Genomic DNA, 16,801 nt, shown 5'->3' on the forward strand with positions numbered 1-16,801 from the left:
CGAAGCACTGCCGCGCTCTTAAGCGGAGTCGGAGACGTCAGCGCCGAGCTTCCCGTAAGTCTCGCGGCGGCAATAAACGCACGGTCTAAAACGACGGCAAGGGGATGGTCAAGGCATCGTATACGGTAATACGAGGCCCGTATGCGGACTGAAAGACCCCAATCCCGGTGGGAGGTCGAATCAAATTGGTCCGGTCGAAAATGTTGAGCAAAATGATGCGGTCGTTGATCTTGCCCAGAATGGGCACCCACAGATCACGCGCCGCGCTGAGATCGACCTGCCACACGTCGGGCAGGCCGTTGGTATTGGCGAATCCCCCGCGCAAGCCGCTTGAATAGAGTGTATCCACCGTGAACAGGTACTGGCGCCAACGATACGCCGCACCTCCCGACGTTCCCACCAATGGCGTGTGATCCAAGATAAAGTAATGGCTGTTCATGTATGCCAACTCGGCTGGCGTGAAATTGAACTGACCAGTGGCCACGCCTTCGTCTTCTTCGCGCGCGATGTATACGCTCACCCGCAATGCCAGCGTGGCGAGATTGTAGGAGGCTGAATTTTCCACGCCCCAGCCGTAGCCGTGGCGATAGTTGAAGGGCGCGTCGATCGGCACGAAGCCGAAATTCCCTTCATCAAGATAATCATGATCCAGACGGAAATAGTTGTCCTGCGTCACCGTCAGCGTGTTGCTGAGCCGCCGAATCAGGCCGACATCCCAGTAATAATCCCGCTCCGGCTTGGGAAAGGTCGCACCGGGCGAGCCGACAGCGGCAGTAGTACCGGCAAAAGTTTGATAGGTCTCGGGCGCGATACCTTGGAAGTTGGGCACCTGGAAATAGCGGGCGAACCCGGCGTGCAGGGTCGTGGCGGGGCGTGCCTTGTAGGTAAAATTAATCCTGGGACTGAATTGCGTGCCGTTGGCGAAACCGCTGACTCCGTCCCAGCGCAAGCCGTAGCTGGCGCTGAGCTTTTCGGTCAACCGCCAGGTATCCTGGACGAACACTCCGTAGAGCAGATTGATCTTGTTCAGGTTGCTGGTAAAGCCTAGTGGATAAGACGAGGTCTGCACGCCGTTGGGGGCCGGAAAAGCCAGGGAGAAATCGTCGCTTTCTACGCCGTACTCGCCCATATAAAAGCCCGCCGCCAAGGCGTGCCCTTGCCATGCGTCGTAAAACAGTTCCCCTTCAAGACTGTTGCTCAAGGCGCTGTTAAATACGCGCGAAGAGACTCCTTCGTAAATTAGATCGCCCACAGGATCCGGATAAAAGCGCTGCGCGTTGTAGTGCGCCGAGTAGGCAAGCTGATAGCTAATTCCGTTGCCCACTTGGATCAGGCCATTTGCGGCCAAAACCGCGAAATAATCCTGCTGGTCGAGCCCGGAGTCGATCGCGGTCGATGGGTACGTGTCCGGGTTGACGCCGTTGAGCATATATAGCGGCGGCTCGTTGGGTCGATTGGGAAATTGCGAGCTAAAAATTGTGCTACCCGCGAGCAGGCTAAAGCGGGTCAATGGGCTGGCGTCGTAAGTGAGATAGGCGAACCCTTGGCCCTGATCGCTAAGATCGTGAATCGGATCAGGCCCGGGAGTGGCTGAGCTGAAGCCAAGGTTGTCGTGCTGATAGAGTCCGGTCAAAAAATAGCTGAACTTTCCCCGGCATCCGGCCACTTCGAAGCTTGGCGAGGCCGTGTCGCGCTGACCCCCCATGACACTGAAATGATTTCCTGAACCCGAGTCGCAACCGCTTTTGGTTTGGACCTCAATCACCCCCGCGGTTCGAAAGCCATAACGCGGTGGTAGGACGCCATCAGCCAGGCTGACGCGATTGACGAAAAAAGCGTTGAGCAACTGCACGAAGGTGGGATCGCTGTTGACATCCAGCGGGAGCATGACGCCATTTATCTGATACTGAATGCCCATGTGTTCGCCACGGATGTGGATTTCCTGGTTCTGATCCAGCGCGACTCCCGGCATTTGCAGCAGCACGCCGTTAAACGGGGTATATTCTCCAGCCGGCAGGTTTTGAATGTCCTTGGCCGTCAGGGTGTATTTGCTCGTCCCGGTTGCGGTTAGGCCGTTTTGCGCGGCCAACAACTTTTCGCTGATCGGCACAGTCAGGGTTCGCCGCGCCTCCATCACCAACTCAATAGGTGCCGGAGCCGGGATCATCACATCCATGCGGGCGGCGCGAAAGCCCGATTGCTTTGCACTGAGAGTGTAATCTCCCGGCTGCTTGAGCGCGAAGTGAAAACGACCTTTGGCGTCCGAAGCCGCTATCAAGCGGTGGTGAGTTTGATTTCGTAGTTCGAGCCGCACTCCCGCTAGTGGCCGACCCAGGGCGTCTTTCACCACTCCCGAAAACTGGAATTCGCCAGCGCAAACCTGGATGCATGTGAGCACCTGCAACAAAAGCGAAGCCATAAGCACCAAGGTGGCGAAAATGTGTGTCGAGATTAGCCGCGCAGCAGGCGCGGTAATACCTCTGGCAACTCGCGATCGCGCGAAGGCCATCTGATCCTCCAAACCAAGCTCGGGGGCGACCTGGGGCGCATTAAGGCAATTGCGCGCCGCTGACAGTTCAGGGCTGAACGCTGGGCAAAACACCGCGCCCGCTTGGTCAGCCAAGGCCGCAAGCCACTTACCGGCGCGATTGCGTCGCGCGCGGTAGTTAAAACCAAGATTTTCGGACTAAACGGTCGGAGGTGGTGGGCGAGCCCATTGGCTGCGGCTTAACGAAAGCGCCGGGCCCACAGACTCATGAGAAGGCTCGACAATCCATTGCGATGCGAGAACCAAGATTGGAATGCCGGGTACGGGAGCGGCGGCAGGCGCGAAATGCCAGTGGCCGCCTTCCCGATGCGAACTTGAGTGCTCACCGCCGGCTAACGGGCGATCGACACTGTGGATGGCATTATGGCGGCGGGCACCGCTGGAAGGCTGTGCCAGATGCAGATGGGGCTGTTGGTCACCGTGATGGTGATGGTAGAAGAACAGTCCTTCGGCCGGTCTGGCCCGAGCGTAGAAGAATAGCTTGGCGTCGCCGCGCGAGTGACTGAAAACCGGACGCCAGTGTCGGATACGCGATCGATGCCTCATCGCGCCAGATCCTCGTTAGCGGACAGCAGCCGACGGGGGAACTGATTCACCGGGTGCGCCTGAGCACGAGGCGAGGCAAAGACGGACTTTGCGGGTAACGCGACTCGGAGGGAATTTATCTTACGCCGACAAGCCATCCGCCGAGATCCCAACATTGCGGAACTCCAGGCGTCCTACGGCAGATCAGGTGCTGCCGCCATCGGGTACGCGGGTGGCTTTTAGAGTAGCTATCAGATATCAGACGCTTAGTAGCACGTCAACCGCTAAATATCCAATAATAGCGAGTCGGACGCTTCCGTAGCGGGAAGGCGACTGGCAAGTTTGAAGTTTCGAAATCAACTTATTTTACGCGGAGCGCTTGGGGATCGCAGAAACCGCTACCGGCTTGGTGGGGTAGGCCGCCGTGCCCGCCAATCGTTAGCGCGGGCACCGGCTGCCCACCCCGCTCAGGCTCGCGGGCGTTAGCCTTGCACGCATCAAGATGACGAGTCAGCAGCTTCGTTTGTTAACGAGATTCGCGAGACAGCAACTAGCGCAGTTCGATCGCGAAGGCGCGCTTTTCAATGACCCGGCCGACGATCGCGGCCTCCAGGCAACCGCCGCGCTGCAAAGCCGCCAGCAGGTCGGCAGCATGAGCCTCGGGCAGCGCAATCAGCAATCCGCCCGAAGTTTGTGGATCGAAGGTCAGGGTAGCCAGGTTTTCTACCACCTCATCGCCAATGGCAACCCGTGGCGCGAAGTAGTCGCGGTTGCGCAGCGCGCCGCCGGGCAACATCTTTTCCTCGCAAGCCTCCAGCGCACCGGGCAGTAGCGGCAAGTCGAACTCCTCGAACACCAGCGTTACCCCGCTGCTCTCGGCCATCCCTATCGCATGGCCCATCAGGCCAAAGCCTGTAATATCGGTGCTGGCGTGGACCGGAAACTGGAGCATCGCCTGCGCCGCCGCGCGATTGAGCTGCGCCATCGTGCGCACCGCGGGCTGATAGAACTCCTCACGCAGGCGGTCGCGCTTGAGCGCGGTCATCAGCACGCCGGTACCCAGCGGCTTAGTTAGCAGCAAGGCGTCGCCGGGCTGCGCGCCAACGTTGCGAATGATGCGGCGCGGGTCGATCGTGCCGGAGACGGCCAAGCCATACTTGACCTCTTCGTCCGCCACGCTATGGCCGCCCACGATCACGGCTCCGGCCTCTTCGACCTTGGCCGCGCCGCCGCGCAAAATCTCGGTCAGCATCTCGGCCGGCAATCCGCTTTGCGGCCAGCAGACGATGTTGAGCGCAGTGCGAGGCACTCCGCCCATCGCGTAGATATCGGACAGAGCATTGGCCGCCGCGATCTGGCCGTAAGTGAAGGGATCATCCACCACCGGGGTGAAAAAATCCACCGTGTTGACCAGCGCCAAGTCGGGGGTAAGTCGATAGACCCCAGCGTCGTCGCCGGTAGCGATGCCGACCAGCAAATCGGGATGGCCCTTGAGCTTAAGCGGGCCGAGGATTTCGTGCAGGTCCGCCGGACCGAGTTTTCCGGCTCAACCCGCGGCCCGGCAGCGCGCGGTCAAGCGATGCTGCGGGTCCACGCCCTTCTGCTCCGTCACCAACGCTTCCCTCACTTTTGGATGCTCGCTTGGGGCTGGCGCAGCCGGCGTTCATCTCCTACCCGCACGGTCAGCCCGGAGCGATCAAAATATTCTAGCAGTGTAATCGCGAATTTACGCGATACCCCAACCAAGTCCCGAAACGCGCCGGCCGCGATCCCGGATTGGCGCCCCAGCACCTGGAGCAGCTTTTGCCGGGCCTGCTCAAGCTGGGTACTCTCGATATAGTGTTCCGGCGACAGGCGCACGATACGCCCCTGCCGCTCCAGCGCCGTCAGCAGCGGGCGCATCCGCTGATCGGTCAGGCCCGTGTAGTGGCTGAGTTGGCGAATTTCGGGCGGCTGCAATCCTGCATCCTTGAGCACCGTGCCGATGCGGTCGGCCAGTTGTGCATCCTCGCCCGCCAGCCGGATTTGATGGCTCTTGAGTCGCAGCGCACTATCGTCGCGCACCAGCTCGCTTTCAGTACCGAGTTTATCGATCACGGTGCGGAACACCCGCGCCGAGATATCAAAAGGTAGCTGGGCGCGCAGCAGCTCCATCTCCAGTCCCGGCGAGAGCGGATTGGCCTGATGATGTTCACGAACCGCCGCCAGGCTCAGGCGTTTCAATTCCTTCCATTTCTCGCTGGTGGTATAGACTTCCTCCTCGCCCAGGGTCAGGCGAATCAGGCGCGGATCGGTCAGCGCTGGGGCCAATTCGTCGGGCCTGCGATTGAGCAGGATGCCTACGCGATGGGCCGCCGTCGCGAAGCTGTCCTGGAGATTCAAAAATGCCTCCAGCGCGGCCGCGTCCGGTGGTCCTTCCAGCAATTGCAGGCGCTGGCGATAGAGCTCGCGCGGGCGGCGCGTGCGCCGGCCTAGCGGATTGAGCACGACCCCGCCACCCAGGGTGCGCTGGCTGGTTTCATCGCGAATCACGAAGCGATCACCGGCCAACGCGACCACCGGGGTTTGCAGCACCAGTTGGGCCAAGCCACTGGACTTGATCGCGATTTCTTCCTCGGCTTCCAACACGATAACCCGGCCCAGAGCCTGGGCAGTGGCAATAAACAGCCTGATGTGTGTGTTGTTGGCTAGCGCCCGCTTAGCCGCAGGCCGCACCTCCAGCCGCACGTCGAGCCGATCGCTCTGCACGTCCAACCGTTCGTCGGCCAGCACCGCACCGCGGCTGATCTCTAGCTTCTCGGGCGCGACCAGATTGAGCGCCACTCGCTGGCCGGGTTGACCCTCTTCCACCGGCTGTGAATGGACCTGGATTGAGCGCACTCGCACCTCGCCCCCGCCGGGCAAAAGGCGCAGCTTTTGTCCGTTGTGAACCGAGCCTCCCAAAGCCGTGCCGGTTACGATGGTGCCATGCCCTTTCATTACGAAGGCGCGATCGACCGGGAGGCGGAACAGACCAGTGGCACGGCGCGCCTGGAAGTCGGCGAGTTGGCGCGCGATCTCTTGGCGAAGATCCTCGATACCCTGTCCGCTGATCGCCGACACCGCGATGACCGGCGCCTCGGCCAGCACGGTACTTTCGGCCAAGATGCGAATCTCTTCTTCGACCTCGCCTAAGCGGGCAGCAGGTACCAGGTCAGCCTTTGTAATGACGAAGATGCCGCGCCGCACACCGAGCAGATGGAGTAAGTCGAAATGCTCTTCGCTTTGCGGCATCACTCCGTCGTCGGCTGCCACCACGAACAGCGCCAGATCGATGCCATGGGCACCTGCAAGCATGTTATGGATAAAGCGCTCGTGCCCCGGCACATCAATGATTCCCACTCGCATCCCGCTGGGCAGACTCAGATAAGCGAAGCCCAGGTCGATCGAAATGCCGCGTTCTTTTTCTTCCTTGAGGCGATCGGTGTCCTGGCCGGTGAGGGCCTTGATGAGCGCAGTCTTGCCGTGATCGATATGGCCGGCGGTGCCGATAATGACCTGGGTAACCGCTATCATAGCGCTCCAAGCTTACACCGCCGGCGCCGTTCTCAACAGTTGGGCGGCGCGCTTGCCTGGGAGTTAATCTCGCTCCCACCCGGTCGCCTAGCACGGTCCTGTGGGCTACGATGCGCCCCAGTCCGCGGCTTTAGGAGGGTTCGATGAACTTCAAGATATCCGTCCCGTGGTGCCTCTTGACCTCGCTCGGCTTACTATTAACGGGGTGCAGTTCGAACAGCTCGGCCCAATCTGTCTATAACAACGCCAGCCTCAAAGGCAGCTACGCGCTTTCCTTTGCGGTCGCGGTGGGCAGCAGCAATGGTTCGATCTCCTACACCGGCGGTAACGGGGTAATGGTGGCCGACGGCAACGGCAACTTGAGCGGCAGCGAGAGTTACACGGACACCGAGGGTGACGTCTGCTCCAATTTGGCTTTGAGCGGGACCTATACCATCAATCCCAACGGCACCGGCCTGGCGGTTTTCAAATACGGTACCAACAACAGCGACGCCAATTGCCAGGGCTCGCTCACGCAGGCGCTGGTCATCGCGCAGGGGGGCGAATTAGTGAAGACCTCCAACCTCAACGCCAACGTGGCCCAGCTCTCGGGCGAGTGGACCCGCCAGTAGCGCGCGGGCGCGCTCCAGGAGGCATGGCGCCAGCCGCGCCTCTGGAGCTTCCATTGGTAGTCGTTGATTAGCTATCTTTAACGTATTAGCGGATATCGCGCGCTTCTCGTCGCAATCCCGCGCAGTGAGCTCAGCCCATCACCTGGCAGCTATCGATCGCGACCTCATACATGACTCGCCGCTCGCCCGGAGCGCGATGGGGATACCGCTCCTGGTTGAGATACTTCTTGGCCAGAATGTCGATATGTTGCTCGGCTGGGGGCCCGTCGGTGCGTCGAGTTACATGGCCGCGCAGTTGGACATAACGGTAGGGGTTGGCTGGGTCCATCACTACCAACGCAACCTTGGGGTTGGAATCCAGGTTGCGTTCCTTGCGCCGGCCAACCGCGGTATTAATCCGCAGCGTGTCTGAACGGAAGTCAAACCACAGCGGAGTGGCTTGCGGCGAGCCGTCGGGCATCACCGTGGCCAACACCGCGAAGGCGACCTTATCAGTGAACAAATCAAGGTATTTAGCGGGAATCTTGCTCGCCATGACAGTGCCCCTCCTGGGCCGGGACGAGTTTCAATCAATCCATTATTGGGCCCTAATCGCAAGGGATGCCAGCGTCTGCTCTTGACCGTCGAGGGCTCGGCCTGACACTATTTTTTAACCGATGCGTAGGGCCAAAAATTGACTCCGGTCAGGGCATCGGTTATAGCCCTTGAGAACTGCGGAGCGCGGTCGTCGGGCGTGCATACTGGCTAAGGAGCGAAGCATGGCGCTGTTTAATAAAGAGGCGGAGAAGAATCGACCTGCGGACAATAACAAGTTCGCCGCGCCGGCTATCGCCAATCCGGTCCCGCCCATCAGTCCTCCTCTTGAAGCCCATCCTGCGCCGCGCACAGCGCCGGCTGCAGGCGTGGAGTCACGGGCCTACCTGGACCGTGGCGCTAAGATCAGCGGCAAGTTGTTCTTCGAGGGACCGGTAAGGATCGACGGCCAGGTAGACGGCGAGATAAGCGCCAATGATGAGGTCACGATCGGCGAAGGGGCGATTGTAACCGCCCAAATCAAGGCAGTGTCGGTAGTGGTCTCGGGCAAGATAAGCGGTGACATTACGGCCAACAAGCGGGTGGAGATTCGTCCCACGGCGCGGGTCTTTGGTAATTTGACCACGCCCCTGCTGGCGGTCCATGAGGGTGCGCTGTTCGAGGGACATTGCACGATGCGGGCGGAGAGCGCTCGCGAGGAACGCAAAGTCACCCCGATCGCCAAGGAGGAGCGCGTGGCGCAGGCCGCGGGCGGTCAAAAGCAGGCCTAGCACCTAGACCTTGTCCCGTTCCAGCCCGGTTCGCTTACAGATGAAAGCCACTCAGACGTCCCGCACGGGAGACGCCTAATTATGCTCAGCTTACCACCAAATTGGGGGACCTTCGCGGTCCTGATTGTTTCTTTTCTGGTTTTCTGGTTTATTTTCAAACGTCTTTTGTTCGAGCCTTTCCTCCGCCTTCTGAGCGATCGCGAGCGCACGTTGAAAAGCTTGCAAGAGCGCACCGAGTTGCTGCTCAGAGAAGGACGCACTGCACGCCAGCGACGGGAGGAGGAATTGAGTGGAACCCGTCGGCAAGCGCTGTTGGAACGCGAGGAGCGGCGGCGGCAGGCCGAGGAACAGGCGGGTAAAGTGCTTGAGGAGGCGCGGGTGGCAGCCAAAGATTCATTGGAGCGGGTGCGCGCGCAAATCGAGCGCGAATTGCGCGCGGCCGAAGAACAATTGGGTACGCTGAGCGACAACTTGGCGGCGGAACTGGCGGAACAAGTGCTAGGCCGGCCCCTGCGCGGCCGCGGCCCCCAGGTCTATTCGGATAACTAAAAGCGGAATGAAACGACCGTCGATCGCAGCTCTTACTTTGGCGGCTTGGATGCTGCCAGCTCTGGCGTGGGCCGCGCCAGCGACAGCCGAGGCGGGCGGCTCTTGGCTGGTGTGGCTACTCTACGTCATCAATTTTTCGATTTTCGTTTATCTGGTCTCCCATTACGCAGCGCCTGCGGCACGCAATTTCTTCCACGAGCGGGCGAGTGCTATTCGGGGCAATCTCAATCGCTTGCAGAGCGATTTTCAGGCCGCTCAACTCGAGGAACAGCAGGCTCGTGCCGCGCTGGGCAAACTGGAAGCGGAAAAGGCGGCTTTGCAGAGTGCGATGCGCGCGGAGACCGAGCACGAGACCCGGCGGATCCAGGAGCAGGCTCGCGCCGCCGCCGAACGGATCAGGCGCGATGGTGAATTGACCGCGCAAGCCGCCGCCGAGCGAGCCAGGCGCGAGTTGAGCGCGCGCTTGGTGCGTGCCGCCATCGAAAGCGCGCGCCAGCTGGTCGCACGAGATTTCGGCCCGGCAGATCAATCCCGCCTGGTCCAGGAATTCATGGACGTCGTACGCGATGGGGAACGCCAGTGACCGGCTCCACGGTGGCTAACCGCTACGCCCGCGCCTTGCTCGAACTGGCGCTCGAGCAGAACCAGCTCGAAGCCTGGGGCGAGGAATTGACCCGTCTGGCCCAATTAATCAGCGCGCCCGAATTGGCCGCGCAACTGGTTTCTCCTGAACTGGCCGACAGCGCGCGCTTACAGGCCGTCGCCCTGATCGGGGAGAAGCTGGGTCTGAGCTTTCCCTTGCGCTCGTTCGGGATGGTTGTGGCGCGCCATCGCCGCCTGCCCGATCTGCCCGCGATAGCGCTGTCCTACCAGGACCTGCTCGACCGTCATTTGGGCCGGGTACGGGCACAGTTGACGTTCGCTATCGCCCCCACCCCCGAGCAGACCAGCGCCGTAGTGGCCGCGCTGGAAGCGCGCAGCGGCAAGCGCGTCCTGGCCACGGTCAAAATCGACCCCAACTTGTTGGGCGGGGTGATGGCGGAAGTCGAAGGACGCACCTACGATGCCAGCTTGGCAACCGCGATGGCACGGCTGCAAAGCCAATTGATCTCGTGAAAGTATCGATGCGAACCACGGGGCCCTTCAGACCTCGCTCGGGCCTGAAAGCGCTTGAATTTCAGGCGGCATGACGAAAACCAGTTAAAGAACCAAAAAAGCTATGGCCGAGATAAGACCAGCAGAAATCAGCGAAATTCTCAAAGCCGAAATCAAGGGCTTCGAAAGTCACGTCGACGTGCGGGAAACCGGACGGGTGTTGTCGTGCGGCGATGGAATCGCCCGTGTCTATGGCTTGCAGAATGCTGCCGCCGGCGAATTGTTGGAATTTCCTCACGGGATCTACGGGATGGTCCTCAACTTGGAGGACGACAACGTGGGCGCAGCGCTGTTTGGCGATGCCGAGGCGGTCGGCGAAGGGGATGAGGTGCGACGCAGCGGCCGGATTGCCGAAGTCCCGGTTGGCGAGGCGCTGTTGGGGCGGGTGGTCAACGCGCTAGGCCAGCCGATCGACGACAAGGGGCCGCTCAAGGGGACCCAGCAGCGGCGGATCGAGCTCAAAGCGCCGGGAATCATCAGCCGCCAGCCGGTCAAGGAGCCGGTCCAGACCGGCATCAAGTCGATCGATTCGATGATCCAGATAGGTCGCGGTCAGCGCGAACTGATTATTGGCGATCGCCAGGTCGGCAAGACTGCGGTAGCGCTGGATACGATTATCAATCAGCGCGGCCAGGACATGCATTGCATCTACGTCGCCATTGGCCAGAAGCGTTCCACCGTGGCCCAGGTGGTGGAACGGCTGTCGCGCCATGGTGCGATGGAGTACACCACGGTGGTGGCGGCGACCGCCTCCGAAGCGGCCCCCCTGCAATTCATCGCGCCTTACAGCGGCTGCGCGATCGGTGAATATTATCGCGACAGCGGCAAGCACGCTTTAGTGATTTACGACGACTTGTCCAAGCACGCCCAAGCTTATCGCCAACTCTCGCTGCTCCTGCGCCGGCCGCCTGGGCGTGAGGCTTATCCGGGCGACGTCTTCTATCTCCATTCGCGCCTGCTGGAGCGGGCCGCCAAGATGAGCAAGGAGTACGGCGGCGGCTCGCTGACCGCGCTGCCGATCATCGAAACCCAGGCTGGCGACGTCTCGGCCTATATCCCGACCAACGTGATCTCGATTACCGACGGTCAGATTGTGCTGGACACCGATTTGTTCAACTCGGGCATTCGGCCGGCGGTCAACGTCGGCCTGTCGGTGTCGCGGGTGGGTTTTTCAGCCGCCCCCAAGGCGATGAAGCAAGTGGGCGGTACGCTCAAGTTGGATCTGGCCCAGTATCGCGAAATGGCGGCCTTCGCCCAGTTCGGCTCCGACCTCGACCCCTCCAGTCAGCGCCTGCTCCATCGCGGCGAGCGGCTAACCGAGATGCTTAAGCAGCCCCAGTACGCACCGGTCTCGATGGAGAAGGAAGTGGTACTCATCCTGGCCGGCAACCAGGGTTACCTGGACAAGCTGGCCATCGATCAGGTAAGCGCCTTCGAGCACGAGCTGTACAACTTTTTCGACGCCAAGTATGCAAGCTTGCTGGAAGAGATCCGCACCAAGCGCGAACTGTCTGAGGAGTTGCGGGCGGGTTTGCTCAAAGCGCTGGATGAGTTCGCGGCCAGCTTCAGCGCCGAGCACGCCAGCGCCAAGGCCGCGTGAGAGGCTGACACCCGATAGATGGCAACCCTTAAAGCGCTCCGGCGCCGAATCGCGTCGGTCAAATCCACCCAGCAAGTCACGCGCGCGATGAAATTGGTCTCGGCCGCCAAGCTCCGGCGCGCCCAGGAGGCACTGCTGCGGGCGCGCCCGTATGCGGAAACCCTGGCCCGGGTGGCGGAATCGCTGCTGGCGGGCGAGGCCGCGCTGCGCGCCCCGGCGCCCGGCGCGCGGCCGGCGGTGCTAATCGCGGTAATCGGCTCGGACCGCGGCCTATGCGGCGGTTACAACGCCAATCTGTTGCGGATGGCGGAAGAGATCGCCCGTCAGCGCAGCCAAGCCGGCCGCCAGGTACATTTTATCGCGGTGGGGCGCAAGGTCCTCGACCATTTGCGCCGCGCCTCGTACCCGCGTGAAGGCGAGCGGATCAACAACCATCCCCGGCTGGCCACCGTAGAGTTGGCAAGCGCGCTGGCAACCCAATTACTCAGCCAGTTTCAGCTTGCCAAGTTTGAGGAGGTGGGCGTGCTCTATAGCCAGTTTCGCTCCGCCCTCTCGCAGCGCCCTACTTACGAGCAGATTCTGCCCGTCAAACCGCCGGCCGAAGGCGACCAACAGACCGGACTGGACCAATACCTAATGGAACCGGGGCGGGCAGAATTGGTTCCGGAAGTCTTGCGCAGTTATGTGGAAGAAGCGCTGTTTCACGGTCTGCTGGAAGCCGAGGCCAGCGAGCACGCGGCGCGAATGGCCGCGATGGACAGCGCCACCAGCAACGCTTCGGATCTGATCGATCGGCTCACTTTGGAAATGAACCGGGCCCGGCAGGCCAGCATCACCCGTGAATTGATGGACATCGTGGGCGGCGCCGAGGCGCTCAGTTAGCCCGCGCAGACAGCTCGAGAAGCCAAACCTTATGGACAATCAAGGACAGATTACCCAGGTACTGGGGAACGTGGTTGATATCCAGTTCGGCGACAAGTTGCCGGCGATCTTCAACGCGCTGCGGGTGAGTAATCCTGCGCTGGGCGATAAGCCTGGCAACCTGGTGCTGGAAGTCGCACAGCATCTAGGCGAGAACACCGTACGCTGCATCGCGATGGATTCCACCGAAGGCCTGGTGCGCGGGATGACAGCCACCGACACCGGCAGCCCCATTTCCGTGCCGGTAGGACCAGCTACCTTGGGCCGCCTGCTCAATGTTATCGGCGAGCCGGTGGACGAGGCCGGACCGATCGACCGCGCCCGCAGTATGCCGATCCATCGACCCGCCCCCGCCTTCGACGAGCAAGCCACCGAGGTCGAGATTTTCGAAACCGGGATCAAGGTGGTCGATCTGATTTGCCCCTATGCGCGCGGCGGCAAGATCGGGCTGTTCGGCGGCGCTGGGGTAGGCAAGACCGTCACCATCATGGAGCTCATCAACAACGTCGCCAAACAACACGGCGGCGTGTCGGTGTTCGCCGGCGTGGGCGAGCGCTCGCGCGAGGGCAACGACCTCTATCTGGAACTGCAGGAATCGGGCGTCTTGACCAAGACCGCGCTAGTTTACGGCCAGATGAACGAGCCACCGGGCGCGCGCGCCCGGGTGGCCTTGTCGGGCGTCACCGTAGCCGAATACTTTCGCGATGAAGAGGGCAAGGACGTGCTTCTCTTTATCGATAACATCTTCCGTTTTGTGCAGGCTAATTCCGAAGTCTCCGCACTGCTGGGCCGGATGCCCAGCGCGGTCGGTTATCAACCCACCCTGGGCACCGACCTGGGCGAGTTGGAGGAACGGATCACCACGACCAAGAAAGGCGCGATCACCTCGGTGCAGGCCATCTACGTGCCCGCCGACGACCTGACCGACCCCGCGCCGGCCACTACCTTTACCCACCTGGACGCCACCACGGTGCTCGATCGGCGACTGTTCGAAAAGGGTATCTTTCCGGCAATCGATCCGCTGGCTTCGACCTCGCGCATCCTCGACCCCCAGATAGTGGGCGATGAGCATTACCAGGTCGCGCGTCAGGTGCAGGCAATCCTGCAGCGCTATCGCGACCTGCAAGACATCATCGCCATCCTGGGCATGGACGAATTGTCGGCCGAGGACAAGCTGGTAGTATCGCGCGCGCGCCGGGTCGAGCGCTTCCTATCGCAAGCGATGCATGTGGCGGAGGTGTTCACCAATACGCCGGGCGCCTATGTTCCACGCAAGGAGACGGTGCGCGGTTTCAAGGAAATCTTGGAGGGCAAGTGCGACGACCTACCCGAACAGGCCTTCTACCTGGTCGGCACGATCGACGATGCCCGCGCCAAGGCCGAACGCTTGGCCCGGGGCGAGGCTCGCTAAGGAGTTCACGATGGCCGCGGCTCAACTGCCCTTCAAACTCGTCACCCCCACCGGCATCCTGTTCGATCAGCCGGTGCGCGAGGTCACCGCGGTCAACGTGCGGGGTGAGTTCGGGGTTCTGCCCGAGCACGTAAACTTTATTACTGCCTTGCTGCCGGGAATTCTAACCGTCGTCCTGGCCGACGGCGGCCAGCATTTCTACCTTGTTTCGGGCGGCCTGGCGGAGGTACGCGACGGCCAACTGACGGTGTTGGCACGCACTGCCGAACGGGCCGAGGACGTGACCGGCGACGATTTGACCAACGCCTTGATGCAAGCCGAAGAAAAGTTGCGCCGCCTGAGCTTCTATGAACCCGAATATCAAAACGCGCAAAACGAATTACAACTGGTGCGGGCGCGCCAGCAAGCGATGGCGATCGCCCGCTCTGCCGCCCACTGAAGGATTCTGGTCCACCCCAATTGGTCTTGGGAGCACAGGCTTTCGCCTGTGATTTGTGCGGGCGCCTGAAGCATCGGCTGTGCTCGCGCACATCCTCGTCGGCAGACGCTTTCTAGGCCCATAATAAAGCCACCTGCCTGGATTAGCGCTCAAGCCGCGCCATCACGGCATGTGCCGCACTGAATTGCGTCAGGTATAATGGATCTTTGTTTTCGCTGAATTTTGTGCCTACCAAAGTTATCAAAAACCCCTCCCGCCTGGTCGAGTTTCTGGATCAAGGCAAGCTGCGACCAGGCTTGATCGTCCGCGAACAGGGCGAACGGCTGGCGCTGCTGCAGCCCGACGGACGCGAAAAGCTGATCCATCGCGACCTGGTGCTGCTGCGCCATTCCGACCGTGCCGCGGTCGAGCCTGCTACCCTTGCCGCCGCCGTCGCCGAGCTGGAACAGGAGCGCACCCGCCTAAGCGCCGAACTGGATTTGAAGCTTTTGTGGGAAGTGGTGCGCGAACAAGGGAGAGGGTTCAGCGCCGAGGAGTTGGCCGAATTGTTTTTTGGCCGCCGGGCGCCAATTGCCACCAGCGTGGTGCTGGAGGCCCTGCTCAACGACCGGCTGTACTTTACCCGCCGCCATCTGGAGTTCAGCGCTGAAAGCGCCGAGCGGGTGGAGCGTTTACGCGTACAGCACGAACGGCTGCGGCTCAAGAGCGAAAGCAGCCGTAAAACCTTGAGCCTGCTGCGCGCCGCCCTTTCGCAAGAAGCGATTACAGCCGAGGAGGCGAAGCCGCTGGCTGTCCAATTGTGCGCTTATCTCGAAAATCCCCACACTCGTTCCAGCGAACTGACCGCGCAGCTGACTCAGACCGCCCCAGACCTCAACCCCGCCGAGGCTGCCTACGAAATCCTGGAGCGCTTGGGACAGGCGCCGGCGCAACCACGTTTCGCTGCGGTGGGTGCGCTACCCTCGGGTTTCGCCGAAACCGTTCTGAACGAGGCGCAAACCGTCAACGCCCCGCAATACCCAGCCGCCAACCGAATGCTTGCCGTTTCGATTGACGACGAAGAGACGGTGGAAATAGACGACGCCTTGAGCTGCGAGCCGATGACCGACGGCGGCCTGCGCGTTCTGATCCATATCGCGCTGGTTGCGGCTTTGGTGCCCAAGGGAGGCGCGATGGACCGCGAGGCGGCCTCGCGCGCCACCACAGTCTACCTGCCCGAGACCACTGTCCGGATGCTGCCCGATGCAGTCTCGTGCGACAAGGCCAGCCTGATCGCCGGCTTGCCGCGCGCTGTGCTGACCACCGAAGTGCACCTTGGCGCGGACGCTAGCGTGCTCGACTTTCGCATCTATCCGAGTATGAACGTGGTTTCTTCCCGCCTGACCTATCATCAGGCCGATCAATTGCTGGCCAACGCGCCGGCGGGGGAACAAACCGCCACCATGTTGCGAGCGCTGGCCGCAATGGGAAATTTGCTGCGCGAGCGGCGGCGGCGCGCGGGCGCGCTGCTGATCGCGCGGCGCGAGAGCAAAATTCGGGTGCGCGGCGAAAAAATCGAGCTCGAGGTGATTGATACCGCCGCTCCCAGTCGTTTGATGGTGGCCGAATACATGGTTCTGGCCAATCATTTGGCGGCCCGTTTTGCGGCCGAAAATCAGCTTGAGTTGATTTACCGCACCCAGCCCTCAATGGGCAGCGAACTGGCCAACCAGCACCCACGCCTATCGCTGTTTCCGGCCTTTCACGCCGGGATCGGACTGCCCTGCTACGCTCAAGTCAGCTCCCCTATCCGCCGCTATGCCGACTTGGTGCTTCAGCGCCAAGTGCTGGGCGCGCTCGAAGGACGCCCTTCCCCAGTTTATCGTAGCGAAGAGCTGCTGGCGGTACTGGCCAGCGCCGAGAGCGCCGACGCCGAGGCTAAGGAGCTGGAACGACGCGCCAAACGCTACTGGTCTTTGCGTTGGTTAGCGGAATTGCCGCAGCACGGCCCGCTCACCGCGCTGGTCTGGCGCGAGGGCGCCAGTGCCGAATTGGCCGACTCCGCTATCCGCGGCACCCTGCGCGGCGCGCCCAATTTGCCCAACCAAGCCAAGATTCTGGTCCGCCCCGTGACCATCGATCCGCTGCGCGGATGGCTGGCGCTGGAATACGCCGGGCCCGCCCCTGCCTGATTCCAGCCCCAG

The 16,801-nt window shown here is 61.5% G+C and carries 14 protein-coding genes; 10 read left to right on the top strand and 4 right to left on the bottom strand.

The window, feature by feature from the left end; translation table 11 throughout:
- Positions 1 to 85: 85 nt before the first annotated feature.
- From VKV28_05125 to selB, 3 genes are all read right to left on the bottom strand, one after another.
- Positions 86 to 2,347: a TonB-dependent receptor gene (locus VKV28_05125; protein HLH76173.1), complete on the bottom strand. Its 2,262-nt coding sequence runs from the start codon at positions 2,345 to 2,347 to the stop codon at positions 86 to 88.
- A 1,276-nt stretch (positions 2,348 to 3,623) separates the two neighbouring features.
- Complete coding sequence (gene selD, locus VKV28_05130; protein ID HLH76174.1) at positions 3,624 to 4,667, bottom strand: selenide, water dikinase SelD; 1,044 nt, start codon at positions 4,665 to 4,667, stop codon at positions 3,624 to 3,626.
- 29 nt (positions 4,668 to 4,696) lie between these two features.
- A complete protein-coding gene (selB, locus tag VKV28_05135) occupies positions 4,697 to 6,628 on the bottom strand; it encodes a selenocysteine-specific translation elongation factor (protein ID HLH76175.1) in 1,932 nt (643 codons plus the stop codon).
- Positions 6,629 to 6,771: 143 nt separating this feature from the next.
- Here selB and VKV28_05140 point away from each other — a divergent pair, with 143 nt between their 5' ends.
- Positions 6,772 to 7,239, top strand: coding sequence for a hypothetical protein (locus VKV28_05140; GenBank protein ID HLH76176.1), 468 nt, complete (start codon positions 6,772 to 6,774; stop codon positions 7,237 to 7,239).
- Between the two features lie 130 nt (positions 7,240 to 7,369).
- Here VKV28_05140 and VKV28_05145 read toward each other — a convergent pair whose 3' ends face one another.
- A complete protein-coding gene (locus tag VKV28_05145) occupies positions 7,370 to 7,774 on the bottom strand; it encodes a PPOX class F420-dependent oxidoreductase (GenBank protein HLH76177.1) in 405 nt (134 codons plus the stop codon).
- Between the two features lie 223 nt (positions 7,775 to 7,997).
- Between VKV28_05145 and VKV28_05150 the strand changes: the two genes are divergently transcribed.
- The 9 genes from VKV28_05150 to VKV28_05190 all read left to right on the top strand — a co-directional run bounded on the left by VKV28_05150 (position 7,998) and on the right by VKV28_05190 (position 16,789).
- Positions 7,998 to 8,543 carry a polymer-forming cytoskeletal protein gene (locus tag VKV28_05150; protein ID HLH76178.1) on the top strand — a complete coding sequence of 182 codons (546 nt, stop codon included), beginning with the start codon at positions 7,998 to 8,000 and terminating at the stop codon, positions 8,541 to 8,543.
- 81 nt (positions 8,544 to 8,624) lie between these two features.
- Entirely contained in the window at positions 8,625 to 9,092 is a 468-nt protein-coding gene (locus VKV28_05155) for an ATP synthase F0 subunit B (protein ID HLH76179.1), read from the top strand.
- Between the two features lie 7 nt (positions 9,093 to 9,099).
- The gene (locus tag VKV28_05160; protein HLH76180.1) at positions 9,100 to 9,675 is read left to right on the top strand and encodes a hypothetical protein; all 576 of its coding nucleotides are present in this window, start codon (positions 9,100 to 9,102) and stop codon (positions 9,673 to 9,675) included.
- On the top strand, positions 9,672 to 10,208 hold the full coding sequence (atpH, locus tag VKV28_05165; GenBank protein ID HLH76181.1) for an ATP synthase F1 subunit delta: 537 nt from the start codon (positions 9,672 to 9,674) through the stop codon (positions 10,206 to 10,208). Before VKV28_05160 ends, atpH begins: the two co-directional genes overlap by 4 nt.
- Positions 10,209 to 10,311: 103 nt before the next feature.
- Positions 10,312 to 11,847, top strand: a complete 1,536-nt coding sequence (atpA, locus tag VKV28_05170; protein HLH76182.1) for a F0F1 ATP synthase subunit alpha — start codon at positions 10,312 to 10,314, stop codon at positions 11,845 to 11,847.
- A gap of 18 nt (positions 11,848 to 11,865) precedes the next feature.
- Positions 11,866 to 12,729 carry an ATP synthase F1 subunit gamma gene (gene atpG, locus VKV28_05175; GenBank protein HLH76183.1) on the top strand — a complete coding sequence of 288 codons (864 nt, stop codon included), beginning with the start codon at positions 11,866 to 11,868 and terminating at the stop codon, positions 12,727 to 12,729.
- Between the two features lie 31 nt (positions 12,730 to 12,760).
- On the top strand, positions 12,761 to 14,179 hold the full coding sequence (gene atpD, locus VKV28_05180; protein ID HLH76184.1) for a F0F1 ATP synthase subunit beta: 1,419 nt from the start codon (positions 12,761 to 12,763) through the stop codon (positions 14,177 to 14,179).
- 10 nt (positions 14,180 to 14,189) lie between these two features.
- On the top strand, positions 14,190 to 14,618 hold the full coding sequence (atpC, locus tag VKV28_05185; protein ID HLH76185.1) for an ATP synthase F1 subunit epsilon: 429 nt from the start codon (positions 14,190 to 14,192) through the stop codon (positions 14,616 to 14,618).
- A 224-nt stretch (positions 14,619 to 14,842) separates the two neighbouring features.
- Positions 14,843 to 16,789 (top strand): RNB domain-containing ribonuclease, encoded by a 1,947-nt coding sequence (locus VKV28_05190; GenBank protein ID HLH76186.1) that lies wholly within the window; start codon positions 14,843 to 14,845, stop codon positions 16,787 to 16,789.
- The last annotated feature ends 12 nt before the right edge of the window (positions 16,790 to 16,801 follow it).

The sequence above is a fragment of the Candidatus Binataceae bacterium genome (assembly GCA_035294265.1).
In the GTDB taxonomy this organism is placed as follows: Bacteria; Desulfobacterota; Binatia; order Binatales; family Binataceae; genus DATGLK01.

What these genes read in the sequence shown, in the direction of transcription:
- VKV28_05140 (HLH76176.1), top strand. Translation starts at nt 6,772, where the DNA reads ATGAACTTCAAGATATCCGTCCCGTGGTGCCTCTTGACCTCGCTCGGC.
- atpC (HLH76185.1), top strand. Translation starts at nt 14,190, where the DNA reads ATGGCCGCGGCTCAACTGCCCTTCAAACTCGTCACCCCCACCGGCATC.
- atpA (HLH76182.1), top strand. Translation starts at nt 10,312, where the DNA reads ATGGCCGAGATAAGACCAGCAGAAATCAGCGAAATTCTCAAAGCCGAA.
- VKV28_05160 (HLH76180.1), top strand. Translation starts at nt 9,100, where the DNA reads ATGAAACGACCGTCGATCGCAGCTCTTACTTTGGCGGCTTGGATGCTG.
- selB (HLH76175.1), bottom strand. Translation starts at nt 6,628, where the DNA reads ATGATAGCGGTTACCCAGGTCATTATCGGCACCGCCGGCCATATCGAT.
- VKV28_05155 (HLH76179.1), top strand. Translation starts at nt 8,625, where the DNA reads ATGCTCAGCTTACCACCAAATTGGGGGACCTTCGCGGTCCTGATTGTT.
- atpG (HLH76183.1), top strand. Translation starts at nt 11,866, where the DNA reads ATGGCAACCCTTAAAGCGCTCCGGCGCCGAATCGCGTCGGTCAAATCC.
- VKV28_05145 (HLH76177.1), bottom strand. Translation starts at nt 7,774, where the DNA reads ATGGCGAGCAAGATTCCCGCTAAATACCTTGATTTGTTCACTGATAAG.
- VKV28_05150 (HLH76178.1), top strand. Translation starts at nt 7,998, where the DNA reads ATGGCGCTGTTTAATAAAGAGGCGGAGAAGAATCGACCTGCGGACAAT.
- atpD (HLH76184.1), top strand. Translation starts at nt 12,761, where the DNA reads ATGGACAATCAAGGACAGATTACCCAGGTACTGGGGAACGTGGTTGAT.